20 protein-coding genes are annotated in these 17,392 nt (G+C 41.1%); 1 reads left to right on the forward strand and 19 read right to left on the reverse strand.

What is annotated here, in order from left to right; translation table 11 throughout:
- Positions 1-591 precede the first annotated feature (591 nt).
- The 12 genes from CL42_RS06025 to CL42_RS06075 form a co-directional block, all read right to left on the reverse strand.
- A complete protein-coding gene (locus CL42_RS06025) occupies positions 592-981 on the reverse strand; it encodes a hypothetical protein (RefSeq protein WP_035266151.1) in 390 nt (129 codons plus the stop codon).
- Complete coding sequence (locus CL42_RS06030; RefSeq protein ID WP_035266154.1) at positions 981-1,565, reverse strand: N-acetylmuramidase family protein; 585 nt, start codon at positions 1,563-1,565, stop codon at positions 981-983. Before CL42_RS06030 ends, CL42_RS06025 begins: the two co-directional genes overlap by 1 nt.
- The gene (locus tag CL42_RS06035) at positions 1,531-1,842 is read right to left on the reverse strand and encodes a phage holin family protein (protein ID WP_035266158.1); all 312 of its coding nucleotides are present in this window, start codon (positions 1,840-1,842) and stop codon (positions 1,531-1,533) included. Before CL42_RS06035 ends, CL42_RS06030 begins: the two co-directional genes overlap by 35 nt.
- Positions 1,843-1,850: 8 nt before the next feature.
- Complete coding sequence (locus CL42_RS06040) at positions 1,851-2,390, reverse strand: DUF4376 domain-containing protein (protein ID WP_035266161.1); 540 nt, start codon at positions 2,388-2,390, stop codon at positions 1,851-1,853.
- Positions 2,387-5,851 carry a host specificity protein J gene (locus CL42_RS06045; protein WP_035266164.1) on the reverse strand — a complete coding sequence of 1,155 codons (3,465 nt, stop codon included), beginning with the start codon at positions 5,849-5,851 and terminating at the stop codon, positions 2,387-2,389. Before CL42_RS06045 ends, CL42_RS06040 begins: the two co-directional genes overlap by 4 nt.
- A 54-nt stretch (positions 5,852-5,905) precedes the next feature.
- The gene (locus tag CL42_RS06050; RefSeq protein ID WP_035266167.1) at positions 5,906-6,487 is read right to left on the reverse strand and encodes a tail assembly protein; all 582 of its coding nucleotides are present in this window, start codon (positions 6,485-6,487) and stop codon (positions 5,906-5,908) included.
- Complete coding sequence (locus CL42_RS06055; RefSeq protein WP_035266170.1) at positions 6,471-7,220, reverse strand: C40 family peptidase; 750 nt, start codon at positions 7,218-7,220, stop codon at positions 6,471-6,473. The genes CL42_RS06050 and CL42_RS06055 overlap by 17 nt, the downstream gene beginning before the upstream one ends.
- Positions 7,217-7,390 carry a hypothetical protein gene (locus CL42_RS17240; RefSeq protein WP_171076759.1) on the reverse strand — a complete coding sequence of 58 codons (174 nt, stop codon included), beginning with the start codon at positions 7,388-7,390 and terminating at the stop codon, positions 7,217-7,219. Before CL42_RS17240 ends, CL42_RS06055 begins: the two co-directional genes overlap by 4 nt.
- Entirely contained in the window at positions 7,387-8,184 is a 798-nt protein-coding gene (locus CL42_RS06060) for a phage minor tail protein L (protein ID WP_035266173.1), read from the reverse strand. Before CL42_RS06060 ends, CL42_RS17240 begins: the two co-directional genes overlap by 4 nt.
- Positions 8,168-9,079, reverse strand: a complete 912-nt coding sequence (locus CL42_RS06065; protein WP_035266175.1) for a hypothetical protein — start codon at positions 9,077-9,079, stop codon at positions 8,168-8,170. Before CL42_RS06065 ends, CL42_RS06060 begins: the two co-directional genes overlap by 17 nt.
- Positions 9,080-9,253: 174 nt before the next feature.
- On the reverse strand, positions 9,254-9,490 hold the full coding sequence (locus tag CL42_RS06070) for a hypothetical protein (RefSeq protein ID WP_035266177.1): 237 nt from the start codon (positions 9,488-9,490) through the stop codon (positions 9,254-9,256).
- 50 nt (positions 9,491-9,540) lie between these two features.
- On the reverse strand, positions 9,541-9,882 hold the full coding sequence (locus CL42_RS06075) for a phage tail protein (RefSeq protein WP_035266179.1): 342 nt from the start codon (positions 9,880-9,882) through the stop codon (positions 9,541-9,543).
- A gap of 92 nt (positions 9,883-9,974) precedes the next feature.
- Between CL42_RS06075 and CL42_RS16455 the strand changes: the two genes are divergently transcribed.
- Positions 9,975-10,511 carry a hypothetical protein gene (locus tag CL42_RS16455; RefSeq protein WP_051586538.1) on the forward strand — a complete coding sequence of 179 codons (537 nt, stop codon included), beginning with the start codon at positions 9,975-9,977 and terminating at the stop codon, positions 10,509-10,511.
- A gap of 50 nt (positions 10,512-10,561) precedes the next feature.
- Here the strand turns inward: CL42_RS16455 and CL42_RS16460 are convergent, their stop codons facing one another.
- The 7 genes from CL42_RS16460 to CL42_RS06115 form a co-directional block, all read right to left on the reverse strand.
- Positions 10,562-14,146: a tape measure protein gene (locus tag CL42_RS16460; protein WP_051586539.1), complete on the reverse strand. Its 3,585-nt coding sequence runs from the start codon at positions 14,144-14,146 to the stop codon at positions 10,562-10,564.
- Positions 14,147-14,205: 59 nt separating this feature from the next.
- A complete protein-coding gene (locus tag CL42_RS06090; protein ID WP_035266180.1) occupies positions 14,206-14,556 on the reverse strand; it encodes a hypothetical protein in 351 nt (116 codons plus the stop codon).
- Positions 14,557-14,613: 57 nt separating this feature from the next.
- On the reverse strand, positions 14,614-15,561 hold the full coding sequence (locus CL42_RS16465; RefSeq protein WP_051586540.1) for a hypothetical protein: 948 nt from the start codon (positions 15,559-15,561) through the stop codon (positions 14,614-14,616).
- Between the two features lie 95 nt (positions 15,562-15,656).
- Complete coding sequence (locus tag CL42_RS06100) at positions 15,657-16,253, reverse strand: GIY-YIG nuclease family protein (protein WP_035266183.1); 597 nt, start codon at positions 16,251-16,253, stop codon at positions 15,657-15,659.
- Positions 16,254-16,259: 6 nt separating this feature from the next.
- Complete coding sequence (locus CL42_RS06105) at positions 16,260-16,790, reverse strand: antA/AntB antirepressor family protein (RefSeq protein ID WP_035266185.1); 531 nt, start codon at positions 16,788-16,790, stop codon at positions 16,260-16,262.
- Positions 16,787-17,077 carry a hypothetical protein gene (locus CL42_RS06110; protein ID WP_035266188.1) on the reverse strand — a complete coding sequence of 97 codons (291 nt, stop codon included), beginning with the start codon at positions 17,075-17,077 and terminating at the stop codon, positions 16,787-16,789. Before CL42_RS06110 ends, CL42_RS06105 begins: the two co-directional genes overlap by 4 nt.
- A gap of 79 nt (positions 17,078-17,156) precedes the next feature.
- Positions 17,157-17,330, reverse strand: a complete 174-nt coding sequence (locus CL42_RS06115) for an Arc family DNA-binding protein (protein ID WP_035266191.1) — start codon at positions 17,328-17,330, stop codon at positions 17,157-17,159.
- Positions 17,331-17,392 lie beyond the last annotated feature (62 nt).

Below are 17,392 nucleotides of genomic sequence, written 5' to 3' on the forward strand. Positions count from 1 at the left end.
CTTAAATAAGTGGCTTTTTTATTACAAGAATTTTGGTGGAGATGGCGGGATACGTATCACGTATATAAACCATTGTTTTACAGAGTAGTTTTTAACTCAGGATACAGACCGTGTAACATCTGTGTAACAAGTTAACTTTGCACCCCACTTAAATTTTGTAAAAAATCACTTAAACCTGAGTTCGATTGATGCTTTCGGATTTGAACTCAGGACATTATAACACCGATATATTGAATCCGTATCCTGTGAATTAATAGAACAAAAATTTGCCATTGTGAAACACAGTTCTGGCTTCTTTGTTGTGGACCAGTTTATTTCCCTTGTGGTCGTAGACTTCGATAATTTTATCTTTTTCATCCACAAGGCAAAGCAAACTAATTCTGTATGTATAGTCGACATTGAAGTTTTTAATAATTTTTCTTGTTTTCATACTGGTGCCCTTTTTTAAGAGCACCATAGCATGTTCATTAGTTTGTGTGAATTTTAATAAAGGCATCAACCTTTGCTGAACACTCAGCACCAATCTCCAAACTTTCAATGTAACGAGTATATAACTCACCCATTGTATTATTTGAAAGCGCTTTGTATTCATCACAAGGTATCATTAGGCTTGCGGGTATTTGCGGCAATGCGGGCGGTTTCGGCGTTTGACATGCCTGCATCATCAAGCTTGCACTCAGTATAAACGCGCTCAGTAATAATTTTTTGAGTTTCATGTTTAATATCTCGAAATTGGATTTTGATATTGTTGCGCTCGGTTTCAAGCTCATTCTCAACAATGAATACTTTTGTTTTCCAAGCATCCAAGGCTGATTGATATGCATCATTGACTTTATTAATGCGCTTTACACATTCAGCATCAGCTTCAGCCAACTTTCCGCTTAAATGATTTGTATATGCAATTTGACCAAGCCATAAAATAAAAAAAGTCGCTATTGCGACCAAGTTTCGATATTTCCACAGAAGTTGAATAATGGGCATTACTTACTCCACTTTTTGTATGCTTCAGCTAACTTTGTGTCATAACTGTTTTTTGCATATGCTGGACCATTGTATCCACGAGCAAAACCTTTCCAATCTTTGCGCTTGAGCTCATCGACCAGTCCATTTACTTTGATAAATCGACACATCGCGTCAAGTTGACTAGCTTCGTCTTTGTACATCGCATTGATGAAATTTTGCAAAGAAGGGTAGCCGAGTGACTTCCAATGATAGCCCATGACTTGACCTAAACCCCACGAACAAGACTCTAAAGCTACATCACGATTAAGCTTTGATGCGCGTTCAAGTTTGCCATGCTGTTCTGAAAATTTACCGTATCCGCCAGCAGTCGGATTGCATAAATCAGGGTAAGTTTTAGCCCATTCATTCGACTTTGTGATCCAATTGATTGCCCTTAGTCTTCGGTAAAAGACATGGCGCTCATAAAGAATGACAGGCGTGCCATCAATATTAAATCCTGAGCTTTTACACTCAACTTCAATGACTGCTCGAAGTGCTGCGTAGTCAACACCAAGAGCTTTTGCCTGCTCATGGATTTGTTGAGTTGTTATCTTTTTTTGCATTTAGATCAACCTTATCAATTTTATCACTCACATAATGAGTGCCTTTGAAGCCGATTGCAGACGACACGCCAACAGCCACAATTTCAGGTACGTTAAACCATGTCATAAGTGACCAAGCACCAATTGCGAAAAGCCCGCACATAAAGGCTTCTAACCAATCTGCTTTACCGTGTTTTCTTGCAGTGCGAAAAATTGCCATTAAAAAAGCCATTACGAAACTCGCAATGGCTGTATAAAATGGCTCAAGTGACGCAATGACTAATTTTAAGTCATCCATATATTCCCCTAAAATTGAATAGCCTCAACCTCTTCTTTCGATGAGGCTGAGAAAATAGCTTGTCGAGCAACTCGCCCACGTTCATGAGTTGATGAAATATGAGCTTGTAATGCTTGATAAAGCTGATTAAGTTGCTGTGCTGTAAGCTCAACAGTAGTGTTGTCAGCTAAAGTCCATATCTGATCTACCCCCGCAGCAGCAGCACCCATGATTCGACCTTGTGACACTTGATCCGAATCATAAACATTACCTTCAAATTCAAAGCCACCGAACTCAAGCTGATCACGCCCTGTCTTAATCTCAGCCCATTTTTGTGCTTTGATTTCATCAAGTGAGCGTGGATCAATCCATTCCTTAGTCTCGTAACTAAAGACATGAAATTGGGATGGCTGTGGTGGCATATCCACCCAACCTTCCTGATAGTACATATTTGGGCTTGGTGGATCTGTTACGGCAATACAACCATGCGGAGTATTGAGAGCTACTATATCTTCGTTACCGCTTATGGTGTATTGAGGTTTACCAAAAGAATTAACAATAGTGGTCATTTTTTAAGCTCCATTACTGCAAGGGTAGCACTAATAATTGTTGGTGGCTCAGAGAATACTGACATTTGAGTGCCAGAGTTAGTTCTATCACTTGTCACCCCTAATCTAATAGAGTAGGTAGCTAGGCCAACTCCGGCATCATCAATTACAACTGGAATAGAAGCTAGACCGCTATGCTCCCTAACCTGATTAGTGTCCTTGAAACTGGTTGGAACACGTGCCCATGAAAGCAAATCGCCATTTTTAAAAACCAATACTCCTACGTATTGTTCTTCTTTTGGGATTGTGCTTCCAGAACTGGTGTAAAGCGTACCGTATATTTTATCCATCCATATTGATCCTTCTATGCGACACTTACCCCCGTTACGATTAAGAGTTAAGGATAAGATATCACCAAAATACTGGGATGAATCAATAAGGGAGGTAACACCTCCACCATAAGTAGTAGGCTGCCTAGTACTATTTCTTTGAATAGGTGAAGAAAGTCTGGTGGCAGCAGGTACAGTTACCGCATTATCTGCAATCTTCAGTGTATCAACTTGCAAATCACCAATCTTCGCAGTAGTCACAGCCAAATCATCAATTTGAGCAGACTTAACCGCCAACTCTTTTATATGAGCAGTATCGATAGAAGCATAATCCATAAACGCAGATTTCATATAAGCACCAACAGGAAAAACAGTGCCTGTATTTGGATCGGTGTAAGGTGTAGAGCGGAAGATGAATGGGTAGCTAACACCCTCATCTCCACCCGCAGGATTGCCCAATGCGAAGCTATCGGAATGGACAATAAAATCCGAACGACCGCCCTCAACCCCCAAGCCAAAGCCTGAAACATATTTTCCTGATTGAATCCTTAAATAGTATTGAGCATCCAAGCCTTCTATTTTCTGCTGAACATCAATAAAAGCCTGATTATTTTCCAAGTCAGAATTTTCAATCTTTTCTATCAAGCCTTGGCTCAAGTGCGATTCTGATAACTGACCTGACAAAATATCCAGCACAGCGGACGCATCGGCTGATGTTGTTGCACTTGCGTATTGCGACCACGGGCCAACATTCCCGATTCGGTCAATCAATCGACCACGGAAATAACGGGTCAAGTTCGGCTGCATGCCCTGAATGACGTGCGTATCCGTTGGGTAAGCAAACAAACCCAGCTGCGCAGCATTGGCACCGTTAGCAGTTGTTGCAATCTGAATTTCAGTGTACGCAGAATCCAAGGCGCCTTGACTTGGAAAGCTCCAATTAACCTTGAATCCAAACAAAATACCTGTGGCTTGAATGTTGGCTAGTGCTGGCGGTGTTCCAGTTTTACCCTCAAGGTTCGTAAGCACTGAATAGGTTGGCAATGAGGACACATCAAAAGCAGAAATTGCAGTCACTCTTGCTTCATAATTGCCTGAATAAATACCTTGAACTTCAACCGAATTGCTGCCAGTTAAAGGTAATTTATTCCATGCCCCGTTGTCTTTACGCCATTCAACCTGATATTTTGTCGCCCCTTGCGCTTGATCCCATGAAATCAGCATTGTTGCCACGGAAATGCCTTGTTGTACCATGTTTTCAGACGTAAGCACCACGCTTGATACAGGCTCTTGTGTGGTTGGGTTAATAATTGAAATCGGTCGCTCATCAATAAATGCACCATGATCGATTGCATCGTATTTAGATGGTTCGTATTGAACTGCATTGATTGAAAACTGATGTTTTTCGTTTTGAGTAATACTCATGACACGAAACTTCATTGTTTTCAAATCTTGCGCATCCACAACCCAGACATTTTGAGCTGCAACAGAATCGAAAGCACTAGAAACAGTGATGTTTCGACCATTTACTGATGAGACTGTACGCGCTTGAGCTTTGCCATCTTCGCCATTTACGACGAGTCGATCACCCGCACGACACACCACATTGTCACGATCAATCGTTATAGTTCTGCGATTCGTTGAAACTGCTGAAATACGACCGCCATTAGCACGACCAGCAAATAACTCATCTGCAATTTCAATTACTTTACCAGGTAAAGGAATATGACCATCCAAGCCGACCTTGAAAGATACTGTGCGCGTTTCAAGTTGCTCGGATTTTAAAGCCCACAAACCTGCTCGTTGTGCTTGCCCCTCAGATGTACAGCCCCATGCATCAATATCGACTACACGAACACCAAGCTTGGCGATAGCAGCCTCATCACGCACATACACATATTCTGTCTTGTAGTGATTTTTTGGGTTATCCCATGCCACTTTTGCAACCGTGTGGCGATCACGCGCTCTTGATCCTGAGTATTCAAATAACCCATCAATTACGTTGGCGCGAGTGTATGTGAAGAATGTGTCTTGCGGGATATCAGCATCACAGACAATTGAATTACCATCCCAAAATGTAATGGCTCTAAAGACGCCCGCCAATTTATTTAGAATCGCATATGCATCTTCTGTAGATTGCAAATAAACATTGCAAGTAAAACGCGGCTCTTGACCACCTTTGCCGTCATCTACCATCTGATCACAGTATTGCGCCAAGCGATACAATGACCATTTATCAATCATAAGTGATGTAAGTCGATCACCTAGTGCATAGCGTTTTGAAGTACAGATATCGTAGTAAATCCAGGCAGGGTTATTGCTATAAGCTCGCTTAAAAGTACCGTCCCACATGCCTGTATATTTGCGCGTAATTTCGTTGTAATTGCTTGGCACTCGGATTTTTACACCCTTTAAATCCACTGCAATTTTCGCCACATTTGAGAATGTCTCGGCGTCATATTGCAGACCGAGCATAGCCGTGTTTGGATAGCTTAATTTAAGGTCAATAACCTCAGTTAACGCCTCAACATACATCTTGTCACTAATGTATTCAGATTCTGCATCAGGTGTGATTTTGCGGACACGAATCTGCCAACCTGTATCAGATTTCGGCAAATCAATACGATGTGAGCGCTCATAATTAGATGATGTTTTGTCTGAGATTTGCGTATCAAGAACTGTTGCCCACGTGCCGCCACCTGTTTGCAAATCAATTGCATAGCGGATTGTGTAGCCTTTTACATCACCGTTGTCTGCATTGGTTTGACGTAATGCGCCCCACTTTAAACGCACTCGTACAGCATCAAGCTGAGTATTTGAAATTGCACGAACCCATGGAGTTGCAGACTTTAATTCAACACCAATCGCTTGCTCAGACGAGATATCAGGGAAGCCCTCAATGTAAGTCTGATCATTTGTACCGTGTCTAAAGTCAGCTTGCACGTTTTGAAAGTTTGGATTGTTGTTGCCATCGACAAGCGGAGTTTCTTCAAGGTAAATAGACTTTAAGCCATTAGCTAAGCCTTGAACTTCACCTTCAGATAATCCATAAAGGATTTTAATAAATGTTTTGGATTGTGCTGAATCAGGTGCAATAACTGGCTTTCTCGCTGAGCCTGACCCTTTTTTTGCGCCTTTAATTACTGCGTTCATGCTTTCTCTCATACAATAAAAAAGGCGCTTAATGCGCCTGTGTATTTTACTTGTTTACATTAAATCTTCTGGGTACTGTCCAGCCGAGGCAATAAACCCACCAACTTCACGCTGTCCGTATAAAATCGGCACGGGGTTGCCTTGTGCGACAGTTGTGACTGCTCCACCAAACCCCTTGTTGGCTCGGTTTCCATCTTCGTTTTGGTCTTGCGAATCAACTTTAGGCATCAGCATCATTGCAATACCACCAATCATCATGCCGGCACCAGCACCGATCAGGCCTGCACCCAATGCTGCACCCCCACCAAGCGTCCCCACTGTCACAAGTACACCCACCACCACGAGCACAGCGCCCAAAATTGTCTGAACTGCGCCACCTGCACCCTTCACTTTTGGTACAATCTTGATGGTTTTAGCACTTGTGGTCATTTGCAACTCAGATTCACCAATGTTTTGCTTATCCTGAAAGACTACAAACTCTAAGCCCTGCTCATGAGCATGGAGCATAAATTTTTCAAAACCTGGTACTTGAACAGATAAAGCCCTCATTGCTTCGGCTGTGCTATCTACAGCCAAGTGAAATTCTTTGCCGAACTTCTTAGCTAACACACCGTAAAGCTTAATTTTTTTGAGCATATCGAACTACCTTTGCTACTCGTTCCTGCCACTGTGGACCATAGATTTCACGGCATGATTTTCGACCGTATGGATGATGTAAAATAAGTGCTGAACCAATACACGGCTCTGTATGTTCAGATTTCAACATACCGTTATCACCCAACCAAATCACCGCATGATTGACATGCTCTGTTCGCCCAACGCGACATAAAAGCACGTCACCGTATTGCGGCTCATCCACTTCAACAAATCCAGCTACACCAAAGCCATCCAAATAAAGAGATTTGTTTTCTTTGGATTCCCACCATGCATCTTGACGTTCAAAATCCATGAGCTTTATACCAAGTTCTCGCTCGTAAAAATCACGGACAATTGAGTAGCAGTCTTGCCAACCGTGGTAATAGTTGCGACCAACCAAAGGGGCTTTATAGCCACACAGCTCATACACTTGAAACTCTAAATCAGGATAAGCGCAAATCACCCATGGTTTGTCATGTAATTCAATTTGATGCAGGTCATAATCAGAGGCTCTAGCAGTTGCATCAGGATGTGAATGCACATAGGCTTGAATCTCACCCAAGTCCTCGGCTTTTGCTAAATCCTCATGATGGATTTCAAACTGATCATGATGCTCCGCCACATTGCGACAACGAATATATTCATTATCTACAATCACGCCGCAGCATTCAGCTGGGTATATTTCCGAAGCATGCAAATGAATTGCTTTTTTAAGTTTTGTGGTTAGTTTCATTGAATCTTTCTCAAGTTTTCCAGCTTCTCAAGCCAGCATCCACAACCTGTTGTAACTTCAGCCCACTCACCCGTTATTTTCAAAATTTTAACAAGAGTTCCGTCACCTAAAATCATTCGACCTGGCACGTGGAATTCAACTATTTCACCAACATAAAATTCAGTCATCACATTAAACTCGAAGCTGGAAAGCCACCAAAGCGACTTTCATTATTGCGTATACGACAAGATGAAAGTCTGCCTGAGCATCGATCCAAGGCTGGATTGTCGGTAGGTTCATCTTTATCTGTAAACATTGCTGTGCCTGTGTACTGACACTCTTCGCCCCTATACCCCGCTACCGCGCACCAGTGACAGTAATTTGAAATCTGACGAACTGGAATGCGCAAACCTTCAAAATCAATCGGATTTGATAATTCAAAAGTTACTGCTTGAGAGTTTTCAGACGTTTTTTGCTCAATGTACCAAAGCTGCTCTTTTGCTTCAGTTGACGCTGAAGCATTGCCGCTTGAGAAATTTTCAGCGTCCAGATACTTGGCCAACGTTGTAATGACTTTAAGTTTTGCGCCAACAAAATCACCAAACTGCAGACAGTAAGCCGATACCGCGTTTTGAATGCCGTTGATATTATTCGCCATGCTCAATGTTGGCGCTGAAGCTTTGCCGTCTGACCGCATTTCCAAACCTGAAACTTCAATCGCAATCGGCTCAAAGGTTTCACCCTGCCAAATGATGTTGCGCATCCAGGCTTTTGTTTCTGCTGATTCATAGACTTCGCCAATCATCTTGGTTTCATCACCCATTAAGGCATTCGAACCAATCAGGCTATAAATGCGTTCCCAGTCTTGATATGCAATGTGACCATGGAAACGTAAAATACCCGCACCTAAAGCGCGAGCATCGAGTTCAAAAAGCGTAATCAGGCCGTCAACATGGAGCTTTTGAAAATCACTGTTCAGGCTCATCGATCACCTCAATCTCAGGCTGTGGTAATTCTTGCAAGCGTAAATCAATCCAGCGACCTGCAGTAATATCCATAGGATTTTCCAAATCAGCGACAATAGAAGCGGTTTCAAGATCAAACTTTTTCTTATAGGTTTTTACTAAGATGTCACCATTTTCTAGCGTTGTGTAAATCACTGAAAAAAGTACATTTCCGTTCGCATCTTTCGGGGTCTCAATATACCAACCTTCTTGTGCAAAACCACTTGAGCCTTTAATTAAATAATCACCGATACCTAATTTTTCAAAAACAATATCCTGTTGTTGGGCTTCATCATTCAGCTCAACTCCATCTGCAAAAAGCTTAACGATAGGAGAGGCGTTTTTGATAAATCCATTAGCATCTACGGTTGTATTTTCTGTTGTATAAAATGTTTGCTTTGGCATGTACTCCTGTTCACCACCAGCAAGATTCCTCACTTTTCGGTAATAAGGTGGTTTATTAATTGTGACTGGAGCAAATAGATAAAATACTTCTGTTGCGCCATACGGTAGGGCTAACCCACCAGAAAAATCATGCGCAAAGTCATCAGCAACCGCAGGTGATACTTTGAAAAATCCTTTAATATCTGGAACTTTAGAGTAATTTGGCGGAATGCTTGACCCAAAACCAAAGTCACCGACTTTTAATACTCGCCCAGTTGTCTTGTCTGTAGTTGATGTTGTAATCGTGGCTGTTGCTGCTGTGCCCAGCCCTAGAGCGGTACGTGTTTTTGCAGCAGTTAAACTGCCGTCACTTGCTCCTAAGTGTGCATAAAGCTCATCATCATTCGCTTGAAGTTTTGCTGAGCCAGTTCTAAATGTATCACCGCCTGCGCCGGTTGGTGCTGTGCCTTGATTAATCGTTTGCTTAGCCATATATCTGCCTCTTAATTTAGTTCGTGATTGGCAATCTACTGCCGATCAAGCCTTCTGTTGATCCTATAAAGTGATTAGTTGAGCCAATCATGTAGAGATTTTTTTTAGTGCTTGATGCGAGGTTTAAAATCCGCGGGGTTTTAAACCTCGAAAGATGATTGATTGATTTATTTTTCATGCTGTGCTTACCACCACATAACCATAAGAGTCAGGGTCTGCCACCCAAGCCCACATATCCCCCAAATCTCCATCTGTGTAAATTTTCATGTCTGTATGAAAGGTATTGAGGTTATTTGGTTGAGTAGCGCTAAAAGCAAAGCGAAATTCCCTGCTTGATTGGATGTAGGTGGGTGTGTGAGCGCTAGCTATTTTTTTGGGGGTTCTGGTTAATTCAATCTTGGTTGTCGCCATAATTTTTCCAATAAAAAACCCCGACTAAGCGGGGCGTTGTTTAAATTAATTTAAGGTTGAAAATCTTGTGTGAATGTCGTGGAAATTCTCCACACCAATCCGCCGATGTGGACAGGTGTGTAATCACCTGCAATCACTCGAACTTCACCATCTAAAGGTGAATCCCATAAAAAAGATTCAGAACCTTTATGGTCATCAAAGAAGGCTTTGATCTGCAAAATCTCATCTTTATAAGCTGTGCGCGTGTAATTCCAAACCCCACGCTTACTGTTGATGCCAACCGAGGTTGTTTGTTTATACCCATCTCCAAATTGACTTTGCAAAACTTGGAATGAATTGGTTTGACTATTGCTCTCTCGGTCGGCTGGAAAAGTAAATTTTCGGTTGCTCATAAATTTAACCCAATAAAAAACCCGTCCTAAAAAGAACGGGTTGAGTGTTAGTATTGATTTGCTAAAAACTATCTAACAAGGATAATTCTATCATGACAATCGAGGATATGACTGGAAAGACATACCAGATTTGGCCGTTTAGGTCGGATATTGAAGAGGGTGGACTTAATATCGGAGCTATAGATCTCACTCGCTACCCAGACCGAATAGATGAAATACTTGAACTTAATTTAATGCCAACACTCAAAGACAAGGTGTTACGCATAAATAAGGAAAACACTGCAATAATGACACTTGGGTGTTGGCTTGGGGAGGCTCCCGACATTCAGGGCGTCTTGGATGCCTATATACAATTCTGCTTTAGACCAAGTGTTAATACTACAGGAATTAACCTTAATAATCTGGATGACTTGTTTTACGAGCATGTAGAGGAAAAGGCTGGGAAAGAAGCACGTCACAGTATGGAAACCCGCTTAGAGTGGTTTGTTTTTGACGTAAAGCTTTACGCCCAGCATCCAGTAAAAGCTTTGCATGTTGCGGTGGAGGCTTATACCCCATCTGATCTTGAAAGTTTCTTAAGCCCACTTGTGAATTGGCTTCACTCAGAATTTCTTCATCTTGCATCTTAATCTCCAAGAGTGTTAAAGCGGTTTAAAACACTGCTTTAACATCACTCTTTTTAAATTCCATATAACTCACCACCCTGTCGTCTAGCTCTAATAAAACGCTGATCAATCTTTTGATCTACCATTGAATTAACCATTTTGCCAATAGTCACCATTAATTCACCATCTTGATTCGTCGAAGTTTCAACTTTCTCAGAGGAGTAATTATTGATAACCACTTTAGGTTGAATGACAGCTTTTCCACCAGAGCCACCCGAATTAATCGCATTCACAGCACGAATACCAACTCGCCGAGTATCTTCAGCTAAACCACCTGATGAATACCCATGCTTAATTGATTCTCGTAATGCCTCAAATCCTGCTGGGCCTCCAATTGCTCGGATTTCCTCCTTGGTTAATACACCCTCGCCTTTATGAACGATGCCTGCTGGCTCGTATTTACCACCATAACCAGTGAAGCCGCCATCCGCGAAGCCCTTAGGTGTTGCTGCTTGAATCAATGAAACAAAAGTTCCAGATTCAACAGTTGCTAATGCTGCCGCACCCATTTTCTGCCAAACAGTGCCAGGCTCATTTGCATATGCATCAGATGCTGCCTTCCAGACGTTCATTCCAGCTTGTGATAATGCAAACGCTTGTTGTGCGCCATAAAGCGCTCTGTAAGCTGACGAAGATTCACCTAACATCGCACCAAACATTCCTGCTAGTGCACCTGTTACCTCCTGACCGTAACTTAGCTGTAGACTCATAGAGTCAGTCTGATAGGCTGATTCAATCGCCTTCATCCGATCTTGATGAGCCTGCCAAATCTCCTCACGCTTCTGTGCAATTGCTTGCAAGTCGGCGGTTGGGTCTTGAGCTTCCTGATTCACCATTGAAAGTTCATTGTCGAATATTTTCTGCGATTGATCGTATCGACCAAACCTCTCTTGCTCTAAAGCAAATTGGTTACCAGTGCCATTCATTTGCGCTTGGGTTTGACCCCATTGCTGAATAGCATTGTTAAGCTTATTTCTTGATTCTTCTTGCTGTGCAGCTCGAATCAAGTTCAACTCTTTTTGTTTCTGCTGTTGAGTAAGATTGGAGTTTAAAAGTATTTGATCGCGCTCTAATCTGTATCGCTCCTCCATTGCAGCAGTTTCAGTCATTAAGTTTTGCTTAATTTGAAAGATACGCTGTTCTTGTGAGAGCTTGATGAGAGCGAGTTCATGAGCTTGTTGTTCATTTAGGGCTTTTATGCGTGATGCTTTCTCTTCCTGGGTGTATTCACCTGATGTGCGAATACGCATCTCTTCAATATTTTTATTTAAATTAAGTTTTTCAGTCTCACTTAATTTAAAAGAATATAATTGATTCGCTAATTCAGCATCATACAACGCCTTCTCTGCTTTAAACCTTCTATCAGCCCAATCAAGATATTTATTCATTTCAGCTGGATTTTGCGCGTAAGCCTCTCTAATTTCAGCCTTTCTTCTCTCAAGATCGAGATACATCTTTGCTTCTCGGTCAGAATATTCAAAGAGGATTTGATTTCTCAACTCGGCTTGATTTCTGATGGATTTTAAAGAATCTTTAGATTGCTTCTTCTGATCAGAGACTGACTGACTTTGAGCTTTGTTGTAAGCTTCCGCTGAGCGTCTTTGAGCCTCAATGTTGCTAATGATTTTCTTTTGCTCAACCGTGATACCCTTAATGCCTTTTTTCTCATTTTCTCGATAAGCCTGAAGGAGTAAATCAGCCTCCTGAGCTGTCTTACCGTGTTTTTGAGTCAATGCATTAATAAAAGCTAAGTCAAATTCTTGCGCTTTTAACTTACCAGTGTATTCAGCTACCGCATTAGCCGCATTGCGCACACCTCTAGCGGCCTCATCACCTGAAGACCCTGTCTCTCTAAGGGATTGACCAATAGCATCAACAAATTGCTTCTGATTTTTGAACTCAGTGCCAGCATCCCTCACTTGTCCAGCAAGACTATTGAACTTATTTTTAGAGTCTTGACTCACAAAATTAAGGCTATTAATTTTCGATGAAAAGCTATCTAAATCTCCAGTTTTCTTGAATTCACCAATGACTAAATTTAGGGCTTTTGCTTGCTCTTTCGTTAAGTCGTTATGGCGAGATATAGAGTAAGCATTGGTTGTAAGCTTTTGAGATAGATTTTCATATGACTTAGATGCTTCCTCAAGTTGGTCTTTTTCAGAGGATAATTGTTGACGTCTTTTTACAGTATCGAGTGCAGTGTATTTTTCAATTGCATCTTGAACAGTCTCATTGTTAGCTCTTAAAGATTGCGTTGTGTCATCCGAGCTATCTTTTAAGAGCAAGTATGACGCTGCAACCGTTGCAACCGTTAACCCGAGACCAACTGGGCCACCAAGTATACCAAGCAAACCTCGACCTACACCTATTGCCATATTTTGAGCTTGATTGACACGCATTTGCGATGCTGCGAGCGCAGTGTTAGCAACCGTGAGCTCTTTTTTAACTTGCGACTCAATAACACTTATTTCTGCTAGACGCGTTTGTGATGCTACAAGACCCTGTGCTGTAATTTGGGATTTCATTCGCTGAATTTCGAGGGCTCTTTCGGCTTGCAAGGCTGCTAATGTTGATTGTGTGTTAGCAACCTGCGCCTCAGCCCCCTTAAGCTCTGCGGCGGCAGCGGCACGCTCTGCCTGAATTGCCGCTAATTGAATTGTTGTTTGTTCAGCAAGTTGCTTAGCTTTTCCATACCCCGCTACAGTGCTTGCGTATATTGCTGGAATGAGCGAGCCTACATAGTAAGCACCCACCACCATAGCTGCGCTTGCAACCATGTTGAAGTTTTCCGCAAGTATTCTGATGGATGCAGATAATGCAGCTGCTCCACCACTTGCTTGACCAGCTTCACCAGCAAACTTTGTTACAGAGTCACTAAGCATTTGAAGTGAGCCGCCGATCGTAGTGTCTGTTTTAGCGTAAAGTTGATCCACGCTATCGCTTGCTTTGAGTAAAGCTTCTGTAATCACCTCGCCTGTTAGCTTGCCATCAAGCATCATTTGACGAAGTTCGCCACGTGTCACATTGAGGCCTGTAGCCATTGCATTTAATAAGCCACCAGCACCATCCACAAGACTGTTATATTCCTCGGCGCGTAGAATATTTCCATCCAATGCTTGACCGTATTGAAACAATGCACCAGTAGCTGCTTCTGCTGATGAGCCACTTAAGGCAACCGCCTTTGCTGTGACTTCTGTTAATTTTGCCGCCTTATCTTGGGTTAAATTAAGGGTTTTAGCATTAGACATATACTTAGCGTAAACACTATTAACAGCCTCCCATGATGCTGCTGAACGCTGAGCAATAGCATAAGTATCATCTAGCGCTTTATTCAGTTCTTCTTGAGAATTAGTGACTAGTTTTAATTGGTTGTTCAGGTTTGTATAAGTGTCTATTTTATTTAATGCAGTCGATACCGTGACTAGTCCTGCAACCGTACCAGCAAGTTGGCGAATTGCCACTGAGGCAGCATCCATAGATTTGGTTGCATACACCCCATGCTTCTCAATACTTTCAAGCTCTTTACTGATTGCTTTAGCATCTCGAGCGGCCTGACCTGAGTCGATTTTAATTACTAATTTACTTTCTTGAACAGCCATATCACTTTCCTATAGGTGTAAAAAAGCCCGCATAATGCGAGCTTTGAAGTGTGGTTTTCCTAAACGATGCTTTTTGATTTCTCGATAATCCAGTTAGCCAGATTCATGTCTGGATCGCCATGCATTAATAGCTGGTAAGCATTCTCAAACGAGTAAGGGGTTTCACCTTCCACTTCGCCAGCAGGTGTTTTGAATGCAAGATTCTCCCAATCTTTGATGATGTATTTGGCGATTAGCATAGAAAATTCTTCTGCTATCTTTTCATTACTCATCTTTAAAATCATTTTCTTGTTGTTTAAACCCAATAACTCGGATTGCACTTTTGGGTCATTAATTGGGTTAAGTCGAAAACAACCAAAGCCTTCATCATCTTCCAACTTAAATACAAACCACTTGGATTTATCTGTCATTAAAAACTCCTAGGCAATAAAAAACCCCGCAGTTGCGGGGTTTATAAATAAATATTTTTAGAAATTTGGGGTTGAATTAAACTCACCACTGGCCTTGAGATAAAACTTACGACCATCAATCCCAACCACCTCAGCGCCATAGCTATTGGTTGCTGTGTATTTAATAATAATCTCCAACTCATCCCCTTGCTGTGTAGCAAGAATTTCTCGAGGCTTGTAAGAGTATGGGTTTTTCAATTTATACTTAATTACACTGGACAGAATATTTGTGTTGCTAATTAAGTTCGCCCTTAATAATGGTATTGGGTTTTTCTTATCTAAACTTACCATCATTAAGGATTTGCGCTTATTCCCTTCACCATCCTCAAGACTCAAATCAAAACTAGTATCGGTTTTAATTAGATCCTTGACACCTCGTTTAGCAAGGTTGATTTTGGCTTGTTTGAGCAAACTCTCATTGGAGTTTGGGGAATTTGTATCAATCTGAGGGCCTTTGTTGGCGCTAGCTATATCACCAAACTCTTTTCTTGAATCAAAATTAACTTTTTGAAAATAATCATTGTCGCCAAAACTTTCTTGGAGCGCGGCTTTCATCTGTGGATCAACCCCACCCAGAATATAGCTTTGGTTATTGTTATCAATAATTGCGATTAAACTCGCGCCAGACTTAAGATTGAGGGCAGAGAACATTTGCAAACTATGCCCTACGGTCTTTTTATTTTTTTGATAAAAGTGACTGGTTAAGACATCTTTACTAACATTCCTTGATGTTAAGCAATCAGAAGCATCAAAATTAGAAATATTAAGAGACCCAAACTTATTCAAATTACCGTTTATGGTTTTGGCAAAATCAGGTCTTGCATTAAGTATATTAAATCCATTGATTTTACAATTATCCAAGGTGTTGGTGCTCACAATATTTACTAAAGATTCAGTAGATATGGTTTTTGCACTAGCTAACGATGAAGCAGTTAATAAAATTAATAAAACATAAAACTTTCTCACACCCACCCCCAAATTTTTATTTGAGAATAGGATACTGAATTTAGGGTAAAAAGAAACCCACCGAAGTGGGTTTTTGATAACTCAATACTTAATGATTAAGTTTGCTGCTGAGTGTAATTAGATATCTCATCATTGATATCAAAAAACCACTCACCCACTCTTCTGTATTTTTTGAACTTCTCATGAAGCTCTATCTCAATATCAAGGCCATAAATTTTTAAAGTCTCAACAATCCTTCCCGAAGAAGACTCTATATTTTTTATCCTTGACGAAGGGTTGGTACTTTTTCCTATTTTGATATTTTTAGTTCCCACCTCTCTTACAATATAGGTACTCATGACTTTGGTAGAGGGTGTTGTATTTCTAAATTCAGGGTTGTTGGCTATAGCTTCAAACAAACCTTGCCTATATGGGAAAAGCCGTGATAAATCCATTAATACTTCTTTAATCCCGCCTAATCCAGACGCTTCATTTTTTGACCACTCATGCAACGCAAAACTCATCTGATTTAACGCTTTAAACCTGCCTTCACCATCAATTTTATTAATCTCTGATGAGATTGCTGCCATGTAAATTGTTGTTAGGGCCAATGCTTCTAAAGTGCTTAAGTTTTTATTGGTTGCAATCTTGTCATTTAAATATTGCACTATGCTAACCATGTTATTTTCATCATAAGTATTCCTGGTTTGCATTTTAAGTTACTCCCCTGCATTAAATGGTAATTGTGGTTGCGCCTTTGCAATCAAATCATCAAGGTTCTGCATTAATTGCGGCTTGACCTGCTTCCCCATAACGCAGAGTGTTCGACCTGCATTTGATAGAACATCTTTTACATGATCAAGCTGCAACATTGCCTTATTGATTTCAAGCTGAATACCATACATCGTATTTCGAGCAACTTTCTCTTGCTGGATAAAGTATTCACGGATTTGATGACCCTGTGGTGTTTTTTCCATTAAACCTAAATGTTTAGCCATGTCAGCAGTGATGATGTACTCCACTCTACTGGTGGCTCCTGTTTCTCGCTCCACTTTTTGGTGGAGTGAGATGAAATCAAAATTTTCCCTAAATTGACATTGCGAAATACGACGCTTAATCCAAGTTGAAAAGTCTTGTTTACTGCCAAGCGTTTTATGAAGCGACCTAGCATCAACACCAAGCTGAACTTCGCCGCCAATCTCCACCTCTACAAATGGCGCATTCTTTTCAAGGTTAATCACTGCATTCATGCCGCTAACTCCTCTGCAAACATCGGGATTAGTTGTTTTGACTCTTCTTTAAAGAACCTAACCTCCTCCAAGCATTCATCAGAATATGTGTTGCAGATACCTATCGCCATTTGAGCCAAGGTTTTATTAATCGAATGACTTTCCGACTTTTCAGCTAGCACACTTGCTAATGCATACAGCTGATTAAAAGCATTATCTGCATTGCGCACAAACTCTAGTAAGCGGCGCATCTGTAGCTCACTCACCATAATTTGCTTATCTTGGGTAAATTTAGTAATATTGGACATGTTAATAATCCTATTTGGTTTGGGTTTAACAACACTGAAGCGCTTAAGAATTTCGAAGGTCTGAGCGCTTTTTTGTTGCCTATTGATTGCATACTTTCGCTTCGTTTTGGTTTTCTCGCTTTTCTAACCATTCTTCAATAATCATATTTAGCTGAGCTGTGATAGTTCTACGATCTTTTTGAGTTTCCTCTTTAAATCGCTCCAATGTTTTTTCAGGTATACGCACGTTTACCTGTGGATCTTGTCTTGCCATTATAAGCCCCTTATAGCACGTGATGTAACTTGGCATCACAATCACATTAAAGCAGGTGATTT

Source organism: Acinetobacter sp. Ver3, assembly GCF_000632455.1.
GTDB lineage: Bacteria > Pseudomonadota > Gammaproteobacteria > Pseudomonadales > Moraxellaceae > Acinetobacter.

Excerpts from the sequence above, each read along its gene's own strand:
- CL42_RS06025 (WP_035266151.1), bottom strand. The coding sequence starts at position 981 with ATGCCCATTATTCAACTTCTGTGGAAATATCGAAACTTGGTCGCAATA.
- CL42_RS06030 (WP_035266154.1), bottom strand. The coding sequence starts at position 1,565 with ATGCAAAAAAAGATAACAACTCAACAAATCCATGAGCAGGCAAAAGCT.
- CL42_RS06035 (WP_035266158.1), bottom strand. The coding sequence starts at position 1,842 with ATGGATGACTTAAAATTAGTCATTGCGTCACTTGAGCCATTTTATACA.
- CL42_RS06040 (WP_035266161.1), bottom strand. The coding sequence starts at position 2,390 with ATGACCACTATTGTTAATTCTTTTGGTAAACCTCAATACACCATAAGC.
- CL42_RS06045 (WP_035266164.1), bottom strand. The coding sequence starts at position 5,851 with ATGAACGCAGTAATTAAAGGCGCAAAAAAAGGGTCAGGCTCAGCGAGA.
- CL42_RS06050 (WP_035266167.1), bottom strand. The coding sequence starts at position 6,487 with ATGCTCAAAAAAATTAAGCTTTACGGTGTGTTAGCTAAGAAGTTCGGC.
- CL42_RS06055 (WP_035266170.1), bottom strand. The coding sequence starts at position 7,220 with ATGAAACTAACCACAAAACTTAAAAAAGCAATTCATTTGCATGCTTCG.
- CL42_RS06060 (WP_035266173.1), bottom strand. The coding sequence starts at position 8,184 with ATGAGCCTGAACAGTGATTTTCAAAAGCTCCATGTTGACGGCCTGATT.
- CL42_RS06065 (WP_035266175.1), bottom strand. The coding sequence starts at position 9,079 with ATGGCTAAGCAAACGATTAATCAAGGCACAGCACCAACCGGCGCAGGC.
- CL42_RS06070 (WP_035266177.1), bottom strand. The coding sequence starts at position 9,490 with ATGGCGACAACCAAGATTGAATTAACCAGAACCCCCAAAAAAATAGCT.
- CL42_RS06075 (WP_035266179.1), bottom strand. The coding sequence starts at position 9,882 with ATGAGCAACCGAAAATTTACTTTTCCAGCCGACCGAGAGAGCAATAGT.
- CL42_RS16455 (WP_051586538.1), top strand. The coding sequence starts at position 9,975 with ATGACAATCGAGGATATGACTGGAAAGACATACCAGATTTGGCCGTTT.
- CL42_RS16460 (WP_051586539.1), bottom strand. The coding sequence starts at position 14,146 with ATGGCTGTTCAAGAAAGTAAATTAGTAATTAAAATCGACTCAGGTCAG.
- CL42_RS06090 (WP_035266180.1), bottom strand. The coding sequence starts at position 14,556 with ATGACAGATAAATCCAAGTGGTTTGTATTTAAGTTGGAAGATGATGAA.
- CL42_RS06100 (WP_035266183.1), bottom strand. The coding sequence starts at position 16,253 with ATGCAAACCAGGAATACTTATGATGAAAATAACATGGTTAGCATAGTG.
- CL42_RS06105 (WP_035266185.1), bottom strand. The coding sequence starts at position 16,790 with ATGAATGCAGTGATTAACCTTGAAAAGAATGCGCCATTTGTAGAGGTG.
- CL42_RS06110 (WP_035266188.1), bottom strand. The coding sequence starts at position 17,077 with ATGTCCAATATTACTAAATTTACCCAAGATAAGCAAATTATGGTGAGT.
- CL42_RS06115 (WP_035266191.1), bottom strand. The coding sequence starts at position 17,330 with ATGGCAAGACAAGATCCACAGGTAAACGTGCGTATACCTGAAAAAACA.